The sequence below is a fragment of the Streptomyces sp. NPDC006309 genome (genome assembly GCF_040613095.1).
In the GTDB taxonomy this organism is placed as follows: domain Bacteria; phylum Actinomycetota; class Actinomycetes; order Streptomycetales; family Streptomycetaceae; genus Streptomyces.
In genome coordinates, this window is sequence record NZ_JBEXRO010000001.1 from 565,902 (window position 1) to 575,936 (window position 10,035).

A 10,035-nucleotide genomic window follows, 5' to 3' on the forward strand; every position below is an offset into this window, starting at 1 on the left:
ACCGCGCCCACCCGCAGGGCCCCCGCCCGCAGGCGACGGCACTACCCCCGCACGGCGGCTAACGCTGGTACGGCGGCGCCGAACCTCGACCGCACGACGCGCCGGCTGCGGCCGGACAGCCGGTCCCCCGGCGGCCGTGTAGGTCATGAGAACCGCCCGCTACCCACCGGGACCGCGCCCGCCCGCCGGGCCACGCCCGCAGGCGGCGGCACGGCTGCGGCACGACCACCGCACGGCGACCACCGCTGGTACGGCGGCGCCAGTCCCCGCCCGCCGGACGCGCAGCGGCCCCCGCCGGCCAGGCGCTCCCCCAGACGGCCGTGAGGCCGTGAGAGCCGCCCGCTGTCCACCGGGACCGCGTCCGCTCGTCCGGGCGCGCCCGTGAGCGGCGGCACGGCTGCGGCTGCGGCTGCGAGGCGGCGCCAACCCCTGCCCCCGCAGGGCAGCGCCCGTAGGCGGCGGCGCTACCGCCGCACGGCGGCTACCGCTGCTGCACCGACGCCGGCCCCCGCTCGCCGGACGCGCAGCCGGCCCCGGCCGGACAGGCGCTCCCCGGACGGCCGTGAGACCGTGCGGACCGCCCGCTGTCCGCCGCCACCGCGCCCCCACCGGACCGCGGAGGCCCGCCGGGGCGCGGCCGGTGGGCGGGCGCACCCGCCGTCCGGGCGTGGCCACGCCCCCGCGCGTGGCCCTTTCGCTACTTCGCCCTGCGGGACACCGTGAAGTGGTCGACGCGGTCGCCGGTTTCGGCGATGCCCGAGACCGTCAGTGTGGTCTGCCGGCCCTTCGGGGCGGGCGTGACGTCCACGCGCAGGAAGGAGTAGTCGAGGTAGCGCACCCGGGACCAGGCGACGGTCTCGTCGACCTTGCCGTCCTTGGTGTTGACGAACGAGGCCACGGAGTCGGTCTCGTGCTCGTGGCCCTCGTAGGAGTCCGGGGCGCTGAAGGCGTACAGGCTGCGGCCGGCCGCGCCGGCGGTGACGTAGACCACGCCCTCGGTCTCGGGGTAGGCGGTGCCGCCGATCGGGAGCTTCTTGGCGACCTTGCCGCCCTTGATGACGTCGGTGCGCTCGTACTGGTGGTTGTGGCCGTTGATGACGAGGTCCACGGTGTACTTCTCGAACAGCGGCACCCACTCCTGGCGTACCCCGCCCTCCGAGGCGTGCGCGGTGGAGGTGCAGTAGGCGCAGTGGTGGAAGAAGACGACGACGAAGTCGATGTCCTTCGCGGCGCGGAACTTCTTCAGCTGGCCTTCGAGCCACTTGGTCTGGGTTCCGCCGGATATGCCCAGGTTCGCCGGTATTTCGAAGGAGATGTCGTTGGCGTCGAGCGAGATGACGGCCGTGTTGCCGTAGACGAAGGAGTAGACGCCCGGCAGGTTCTTCTTGTCGGGCCCGTTGTCGGGGAGGTTCCAGCGGGCCTCCTCGCCGCCGTAGCCGTTGGGCGAGTACCAGGCCTCCATGTCGTGGTTGCCGTAGGCGGGCATCCACGGGACCTGCTTGGCGACCGACTCGGTCTGGGCGAGGAACTGGTCCCAGGTGCGCGCGTCGAACCCGGTGTCGGTGGTCCTGCCCGCGCCGGACGGGTCGGCGTAGGCGATGTCACCGGCGTGCAGGTGGAAGGCGGGGTTCTGGCCGAGGAGGAGGGAGTTGTTGGCCAGGCCGTGGTAGCCGACGCCCTCGTCACCGAAGGCGGTGAAGGTGAACGGCGCCTTGTGGGCGGGGGCGGTGGTGAAGGTGCCCAGGGTGCCCGCCAGGTGGGGCCGGGCCGGGTCGAAGCCCTGGTGGCCGACGCCGTAGTAGTACGTCCGGCCGGGGCGCAGGTGGGTGAGCTCGGCGTGCAGGTAGTACTGCGTGTGGTCGCCGCTCGCGCCGACGCCGGCCGGGGTGTACAGGGTGCGGACCTCGGCCTCGATCCTGCGGGAGAGGTCCCAGGGGTGGGCGCCGATGCGGATGAACGGCTTCTTGACGGCGACCGGGACCTGCCAGGAGACGGTGATCTCGGTGCGCGGGTCGTTGCCGTAGGCGAGGTGGCGGCCGAAGGGGGCGACGAGCGCGCCGTCGACCGGAGTGGCGGCCGGGGCGGTGTGCCGCGTCGGCGCGGCCGCCTGGGCGGTGGCGCCGGGCACGAACGCGCCGCCCGCGACGGCGCCCAGCGTGACGGCGCCGCCCCTGATCATCGAGCGCCGCGAGAAACGGGCGCGCAGGTACTCGTGCTGCTCGGCCATGCTCATGCGCTCGGCCAGCTTCTCGGGAACGCCCATGCGAGGTATGTCCATGGCGTCTGAAACTCGTCTGTCCGGGCGACGACGCGCAAGACGCAGGATGGACAGCTTGCGAACAGAGCACCATAAGAGATCCAACAGGCGCCTGCCCGGAATCGGGCACGATTCTTGCGAAAGAGGCGCCGGTACTCCAGGATCTACCGGGTGCACGACGAACTCGTTGATCATCTGACGCGGTCCACGCCCCTGAGCCGGGGCGAGGCGCTGCGCGTGGTCCAGGACGTGCTCGCCTACTTCGACGAGACGACCGCCGAGTACGTCCGTCGCCGCCACCGTGAACTCCAGGCCCAGGGCCTGGTGAACACGGAGATCTTCGGACGGATCGAGGCGGATCTGAAATACCGCGCGGTCGCGCCGCCGGAGCTGACGCTCAGGCAGCTGCGCCGCATGGTCTACGGCTGAGAACCGGCCGTACCGGACCAGCGACACCCAAGGGATACCTCTTACATGTGCGGAATTGTCGGATACATCGGGAAGCGTGACGTGGCGCCCCTCCTGCTGGAGGGCTTGCAGCGCCTGGAGTACCGCGGCTACGACTCCGCGGGCATCGTCGTCACCTCCCCGAAGACGCCGGGCCTGAAGATGGTCAAGGCCAAGGGCCGCGTGCGCGACCTGGAGGCCAAGGTCCCGGCGCGCTTCAAGGGCACCACCGGTATCGCCCACACCCGCTGGGCCACCCACGGCGCCCCCTCCGACGTGAACGCCCACCCGCACATGTCGGCCGACCACAAGGTCGCCGTCGTGCACAACGGCATCATCGACAACGCCGCCGACCTGCGCCGCAAGCTGGAGGCGGACGGCGTCGAGTTCCTCTCCGAGACCGACACCGAGGTCCTCACCCACCTGATCGCCCGCTCCCAGGCCGAGAAGCTGGAGGACAAGGTCCGCCAGGCCGTGCGCCTGATCGAGGGCACGTACGGCATCGCCGTGCTGCACGCCGACTTCCCGGACCGGATCGTGGTCGCCCGCAACGGCTCCCCGGTCGTCCTCGGCATCGGCGAGAAGGAGATGTTCGTCGCCTCGGACATCGCCGCGCTCGTCACCCACACCCGGCAGATAGTGACCCTCGACGACGGCGAGATGGCCACCCTCAAGGCCGACGACTTCCGCACCTACACCACCGAGGGCACCCGTACGACGGCCGAGCCCACCACCGTGGAGTGGGAGGCCGAGTCGTACGACATGGGCGGCCACGACACGTACATGCACAAGGAGATCCACGAGCAGGCCGACGCCGTGGACCGCGTGCTGCGCGGCCGCATCGACGACCGGTTCTCCACCGTGCACCTCGGCGGGCTCAACCTGGACGCCCGCGAGGCCCGGCGGATCCGCCGCGTCAAGATCCTCGGCTGCGGCACCTCCTACCACGCGGGCATGATCGGCGCCCAGATGATCGAGGAGCTGGCCCGCATCCCCGCCGACGCCGAGCCCGCCTCCGAGTTCCGCTACCGCAACGCGGTCGTGGACCCCGACACCCTGTACGTCGCGGTGTCGCAGTCCGGTGAGACGTACGACGTCCTCGCCGCCGTGCAGGAGCTGAAGCGCAAGGGCGCGCGCGTCCTCGGCGTGGTCAACGTGGTCGGCTCGGCGATCGCCCGCGAGGCCGACGGCGGCATCTACGTGCACGCGGGCCCCGAGGTCTGCGTCGTCTCCACCAAGTGCTTCACCAACACCACGGTCGCGTTCGCGCTGCTCGCCCTGCACCTCGGCCGCACCCGCGACCTCTCCGTCCGCGACGGCAAGCGGATCATCGAGGGCCTGCGCCGGCTGCCGGGGCAGATCTCCGAGATCCTGGCGCAGGAGGAGGAGATCAGGAAGCTGGCGGAGAGCTACGCCGACGCCCGCTCGATGCTCTTCATCGGCCGCGTCCGGGGCTACCCGGTGGCCCGCGAGGCCTCCCTGAAGCTCAAGGAGGTCTCCTACATCCACGCCGAGGCCTACCCCGCCTCCGAGCTGAAGCACGGTCCGCTGGCCCTCATCGAGCCGGCCCTGCCCACGGTCGCCATCGTCCCCGACGACGACCTGCTGGAGAAGAACCGCGCGGCCCTGGAGGAGATCAAGGCCCGCGAGGGCAGGATCCTGGCGGTGGCCCACCGGGAGCAGGAGAGGGCCGACCAGACGGTGATCGTCCCGAAGAACGAGGACGAGCTGGACCCGATCCTGATGGGCATCCCGCTCCAGCTCCTCGCCTACCACACGGCCAAGGCCCTGGGCCGGGACATCGACAAGCCGAGGAACCTCGCCAAGTCGGTCACGGTCGAGTAGGCGGCGGAACGGACCCCCACGTGTGCCACCCAGCACGTGGGGGTCCTTCCCGTGCCGCGGTCCATCGGCCGGTGGCCGTCACCCCCCGGCCGGCGGCACGCCACGGAGGGGGCGCGGGCCGGCGCCTCTCCTGCGTGAGTGGTGGTGCGGTGACCGCTATATGCCCTGCGCCGGGGCGCGAACCACCTCTACGCACGAGTAGTCTCGCGCCACCGCAACACAATTCACGGTGTGTGAGGCCGCCGGGGGACGCGACGGTCAGGGGATGACGATCACGGGCCGCCGCGCCCGCTTGGCGAGCCGTCCCGCGACGGAGCCGAAGATCCGGCCGACGATGCCGTGCGTGGAGCCCACGACGATCGCGTCCGCCTCGTACTCCCGCCCCACCTCTTCGAGTTCGTGGCAGATGTCGCCGCCGCGCTCGACCAGGATCCAGGGCACCTCGGCCAGATAGTCCGCGCAGGCCAGTTCGAGCCCGAGGACCTCGGTGCGGTGGTCGGGGACGTCGACGAAGACGGGCGGCTCGCAGCCGGCCCACACGGTGGTGGGCAGCCGGTTGGCGACGTGCACGATGATCAGGCCGGAACGGGACCGGTGGGCCATGCCGATCGCGTAGGCAAGGGCACGCTCGCTGGAGTCGGAGCCGTCGAAGCCGACGACCACTCCGTGCCGGAAGGCGGGATCGCAGGACGGGCGTGAGTCTGCCGCCGCCAGGGGATCGGCCGCCGTGGGATCGGCGACCGGCCGCTTGCGGTCCGCGGGTTCGAAGAATTCGTGACCGGCCATGACTGTCTCGGCGTTGTGATCCTTTATGGGGGGACAGTGTGCGGCGGAAGTGCGGCGGAGCTGTGTCCGGGAAACATCTTCCCAAGCCCTTACCCACAAGGGTACGGCGGCAAGCCTCCTGAGCCCAGATCCCGCGCACGCTCCGTAAGCGGTCCCCGACGTCCGTAGGGGTTCACCGGAGCATGCACGAGCCGCGCCCGTAACGCAATGGTTGCTGCCCCGTACAGGCGGTTTGCACGGGGTTCACTCCCGCGCCGCCGGTGACCGACCGGACGGACGGACGTTGAACCGGGGTGAACCACCGCCACAGGGAGTACGAGATGCCCGCCCCCCGGTCCCCTCGCGGCCCGCGGTCCGCACCGGACACCGTGAGTGATGTGATCCGCTGGGCAGCCTTCAGCTGTGTGCTCGTGCCGGTGGTCCTCCTCTGGTTCGGCACCTCGCTGGCCGGCACCACGGGCACCGCACTGGGCCTCATGGCCGTCACGGCCGTCTGCCGGTGGCTGCTGCGCCGCTCCGAGCGGTGCGCCGGGCGTTGCGAGGCGCAAAGGGGCGGACGGCACACCCGGGGACAGACACCGGTCGACTGACCTGTTTCCGTACCTTCGAGCGCTGCTTTTCAGCCAACTTCTGGATACCGCCCCAGGGGGGTTCCGAACCACCCCCAACCCCCGTTCCACCTGCACGGAAAGGGTCCACGGGCCGCTGCGCACCCTACGCGGTTTGGCCACCGCGACAAGGCGCACTTCCCTGTGCGTCTCCCGAGTGCAACGCTTCGTGATCGAATGCTTTACGCCAAGTTGTCATGTCGACAATGTGCCGCGTGGGTAACTGGTCACCGTGGTCACGCGGGAGCCAGTAAATTCGATCTTGACTGTCTTACGGCGGGGGACTCGTGCAGGACCGAGGGGAAACGTGCAGGAGCGACACGACCGAGGAGCCGCGACCACCGAGGGGGGCTTAGCAGGATGAGCCACGACTCCACTGCCGCGCCGGACGCCGCGGCCCGGAAACTTTCCGGGCGACGACGCAAGGAGATCGTCGCGGTGCTGCTGTTCAGCGGCGGTCCCATCTTCGAGAGTTCCATACCGCTTTCGGTGTTCGGGATCGACCGCCAGGACGCCGGAGTACCGCGCTACCGCCTGTTGGTGTGTGCCGGTGAGGAAGGCCCGCTGCGGACCACAGGGGGCCTGGAACTCACCGCGCCACACGGGCTGGAGGCCATCTCACGCGCCGGAACGGTCGTCGTACCGGCCTGGCGCTCGATCACCTCACCGCCACCGGAGGACGCGCTCGACGCGCTGCGCCGGGCGCACGAGGAGGGGGCCCGCATCGTCGGCCTGTGCACGGGCGCGTTCGTGCTCGCGGCGGCCGGCCTGCTGGACGGCCGCCCGGCGACCACCCACTGGATGTACGCGCCGACGCTGGCCAAGCGCTATCCGTCCGTGCACGTCGACCCGCGGGAGCTGTTCGTCGACGACGGCGACGTCCTGACGTCGGCCGGCACGGCGGCGGGCATCGACCTGTGTCTGCACATCGTGCGGTCGGACCACGGCAACGAGGCGGCCGGCGCGCTCGCCCGGCGCCTGGTGGTCCCGCCGCGCCGCAGCGGCGGACAGGAGCGCTACCTCGACAGGTCTTTACCCGAGGAGATCGGCGCCGACCCGCTCGCGGAGGTCGTCGCCTGGGCGCTGGAACACCTCCACGAGCAGTTCGACGTGGAGACACTGGCGGCACGCGCCTACATGAGCCGCCGTACGTTCGACCGCCGGTTCCGCTCGCTCACCGGGAGCGCCCCGCTCCAGTGGCTGATCACGCAGCGGGTGCTCCAGGCCCAGCGGCTGCTGGAGACGTCGGACTACTCGGTGGACGAGGTGGCGGGCCGGTGCGGTTTCCGCTCACCGGTCGCGCTGCGCGGGCACTTCCGCCGCCAGCTCGGCTCGTCCCCCGCCGCCTACCGCGCCGCCTACCGGGCTCGCCGCCCGCAGGGCGACCGGCCGGGTGAGGCCGAGCCGGCGATGGCGCCGCCCGGCCAGCACGGGTCGCCCCTGGGCCTGCCCGGTCCCGGACCGATGAGCGGGGCGGCCGCCCTGCTCCACTCGGAGCGGGACGGCGGGGTGCCGATGCAGAGCCGCCGGGCGGCGGCCGGCGCGGTGGGCCTGCTCCCGGGCCCGCGCAGCGGCAGCTGAGCGGGGAGCGGGAGAAAGCAGGAGGCAAGGGGGACGGAGTACGACTCCGTCCCCCTTTACCCGTGCGCGTGTACCCGTGCGCGTGCGCGCGAGGCCCCGCACCGACGCGGGGCATCCAAACGCCGACGTCAGCTTTAGGGTGGTCGCATGAACGATCGCATGGTGTGGATCGACTGCGAGATGACCGGCCTCTCGCTGTCGGACGACGCGCTCATCGAGGTGGCCGCCCTCGTCACCGACTCCGAACTGAACGTACTCGGCGAGGGGGTCGACATCGTCATCCGGCCGCCGGACCGGGCACTGGAGACGATGCCGGAGGTGGTGCGTCGGATGCACACCGCGTCCGGGCTGCTCGCCGAACTGGAGGGGGGCACGACGCCGGCCGACGCCGAGGAACAGGTCCTCGCCTATGTCCGGGAGCACGTCAAGGAGCCCGGCAAGGCCCCGCTGTGCGGCAACTCCGTCGGCACCGACCGCGGTTTCCTGCTGCGGGACATGCCGACGCTGGAGGGCTACCTCCACTACCGGATCGTGGACGTGTCCTCGATCAAGGAGCTGGCCCGCCGCTGGTACCCGCGGGCGTACTACAACAGCCCCGAGAAGAACGGCAACCACCGCGCCCTCGCCGACATCCGCGAGTCGATCGCCGAGCTGCGCTACTACCGCGAGGCCGTCTTCGTCCCGCAGCCCGGCCCGGACTCCGACACCGCGAGGGAGATCGCCGCCCGGCACGTCCTGCCCGCGCAGTAACCGCCCCGGGTCCGCGTGGGCGCCCGCGCGAAAACCTGTGCGCGAGCATCCCTTCGGACCCTGTAGACTTCTTCTCGGCCGGTCGGGGAAACGACAGTTCCACCGCCGGTCATGGTGGGTGTAGCTCAGCTGGCAGAGCACCTGGTTGTGGTCCAGGATGTCGCGGGTTCAAGTCCCGTCACTCACCCTCACAGATGAAGGGCTGATCCGGAGAACCGGGTCAGCCCTTCATCGTTTTCGTGTGTCCGGGATGACCGGACGACCGGCCGGCCCACCCCTGACGCCCCTCCTCGCCTCACCCCCCTCCTCCCCCACGCCCCTCCGCCCTCTCGCGGGACATGCCTCCGGGGTGAGCGAATATCTGTAGCCGGGAAGCGAGAATTCAGAGCGATTCCGTGTCAGGATTTCTCAAACAGGCGGGCCGGGAGGGATTAGTCACGCGGCAGCGCCACTCCCGCCGTGCTAGTGTCGTTTCCAGTTGCAGTTGTGGTTCCCAAAAACTCCAAGCTTTCCGGAGGGGCGATCAACGCGGCGACGCGGAGTCCGCACAGTGTGGACTCCGGGCACTGCCCCGAAGGAGATTTAACATGGCATCTGGCACCGTGAAGTGGTTCAACGCGGAAAAGGGCTTCGGCTTCATCGAGCAGGACGGCGGCGGCCCCGACGTCTTCGCCCACTACTCGAACATCGCCGCCCAGGGCTTCCGTGAGCTGCTCGAAGGCCAGAAGGTGAACTTCGACATCGCGCAGGGCCAGAAGGGCCCGACGGCCGAGAACATCGTTCCGGCCTGACACGCGCATCGTGAGCTGGGGCCCGCACCTTTGAGTGCGGGCCCCAGCTCATGGAGTATCCGGGCACAGCCCTCCCCCGCTCCCGGCGCCTGCCCCACGTGACAGGCCCTGAACCCGCGGGCTCACGCGCACTGGGCGTTCCCCTCTTGCTCCGGACATGTTCCGTATGAGCTTCGGCCCCGGCCGAGGACCCCTGCCGTGACTTTTTCCAGCGATGGCTGCTTTTTTCCCGGCCGCATTTCCTTTCGCTGCTGTTTTCATTCTGGCCCGTTCTCGCGATTCTCCGTGTGCTCTTCTTCCGCGGTAATTCCTTGACACGAGCCATATCGAGGAAGGTTCCGCATGAACCGCACACGTACGTCCGAGCGCTCCCGCAACCGTTCGACCGGCGGCTCCGACCGCGCCGCCCGCTGGGGTGGTTCCGGCCGCTCCGGCAAGCCGAGCCGCTCGAGTGGCCCGGCCCGCCGGACCTCCGTGCAGGGGGAGTTCGCCCTGCCGGTCACCCAGACTCCGGCGCTGCCCGCCGTCGAGGCGTTCGCCGATCTCGACATGCCCGAGCAGCTGCTGGCCTCCCTCCGCGCCGAGGGGATGAGCGTGCCGTTCCCGATCCAGGCCGCCACCCTCCCCAACACACTGGCCGGCCGTGACGTGCTGGGCCGGGGGCGCACCGGGTCCGGCAAGACCCTCGCCTTCGGTCTGGCCCTGCTGGCCCGGACCGCCGGACAGCGTGCCGAGCCCCGCCAGCCGCTCGCCCTGGTCCTGGTACCGACGCGTGAGCTGGCCCAGCAGGTCACCGACGCGCTCACCCCGTACGCCCGCTCGGTCAGGCTGCGGCTGGCCACGGTCGTCGGCGGGATGTCGATCGGCCGCCAGGCCGCCGCGCTGCGCGGCGGAGCCGAGGTCGTCGTCGCCACTCCCGGACGGCTCAAGGACCTCATCGAGCGCGGCGACTGCCGGCTGAACCAGGTCG

The 10,035-nt window shown here is 70.8% G+C and carries 9 protein-coding genes and 1 tRNA gene; 8 read left to right on the forward strand and 2 right to left on the reverse strand.

Annotated features, from left to right (window positions below; translation table 11 throughout):
* Window positions 1-697: 697 nt before the first annotated feature.
* Window positions 698-2,263 (reverse strand): metallophosphoesterase family protein, encoded by a 1,566-nt coding sequence (locus ABZ117_RS02555; RefSeq protein ID WP_356816649.1) that lies wholly within the window; start codon window positions 2,261-2,263, stop codon window positions 698-700.
* 165 nt (window positions 2,264-2,428) lie between these two features.
* Here ABZ117_RS02555 and ABZ117_RS02560 point away from each other — a divergent pair, with 165 nt between their 5' ends.
* Both ABZ117_RS02560 and glmS read left to right on the forward strand, forming a co-directional pair.
* Window positions 2,429-2,686: a hypothetical protein gene (locus ABZ117_RS02560; RefSeq protein WP_121788619.1), complete on the forward strand. Its 258-nt coding sequence runs from the start codon at window positions 2,429-2,431 to the stop codon at window positions 2,684-2,686.
* Window positions 2,687-2,731: 45 nt separating this feature from the next.
* Window positions 2,732-4,549, forward strand: a complete 1,818-nt coding sequence (gene glmS / locus ABZ117_RS02565) for a glutamine--fructose-6-phosphate transaminase (isomerizing) (protein ID WP_356816599.1) — start codon at window positions 2,732-2,734, stop codon at window positions 4,547-4,549.
* Between the two features lie 258 nt (window positions 4,550-4,807).
* Here glmS and ABZ117_RS02570 read toward each other — a convergent pair whose 3' ends face one another.
* Window positions 4,808-5,335 (reverse strand): universal stress protein, encoded by a 528-nt coding sequence (locus ABZ117_RS02570; RefSeq protein WP_121788617.1) that lies wholly within the window; start codon window positions 5,333-5,335, stop codon window positions 4,808-4,810.
* Window positions 5,336-5,655: 320 nt separating this feature from the next.
* Between ABZ117_RS02570 and ABZ117_RS02575 the strand changes: the two genes are divergently transcribed.
* The 6 genes from ABZ117_RS02575 to ABZ117_RS02600 form a co-directional block, all read left to right on the forward strand.
* A complete protein-coding gene (locus ABZ117_RS02575; RefSeq protein WP_356816601.1) occupies window positions 5,656-5,925 on the forward strand; it encodes a hypothetical protein in 270 nt (89 codons plus the stop codon).
* 378 nt (window positions 5,926-6,303) lie between these two features.
* Window positions 6,304-7,524, forward strand: a complete 1,221-nt coding sequence (locus ABZ117_RS02580; RefSeq protein ID WP_356816603.1) for a helix-turn-helix domain-containing protein — start codon at window positions 6,304-6,306, stop codon at window positions 7,522-7,524.
* Window positions 7,525-7,671: 147 nt separating this feature from the next.
* A complete protein-coding gene (gene orn, locus ABZ117_RS02585) occupies window positions 7,672-8,274 on the forward strand; it encodes an oligoribonuclease (RefSeq protein WP_356816604.1) in 603 nt (200 codons plus the stop codon).
* 114 nt (window positions 8,275-8,388) lie between these two features.
* A tRNA-His gene (locus ABZ117_RS02590) sits at window positions 8,389-8,461 on the forward strand.
* 400 nt (window positions 8,462-8,861) lie between these two features.
* Complete coding sequence (locus tag ABZ117_RS02595) at window positions 8,862-9,065, forward strand: cold-shock protein (RefSeq protein ID WP_077060004.1); 204 nt, start codon at window positions 8,862-8,864, stop codon at window positions 9,063-9,065.
* Window positions 9,066-9,407: 342 nt separating this feature from the next.
* The coding region (locus ABZ117_RS02600) for a DEAD/DEAH box helicase (protein ID WP_356816607.1) at window positions 9,408-10,035 on the forward strand (628 nt) is incomplete at its 3' end.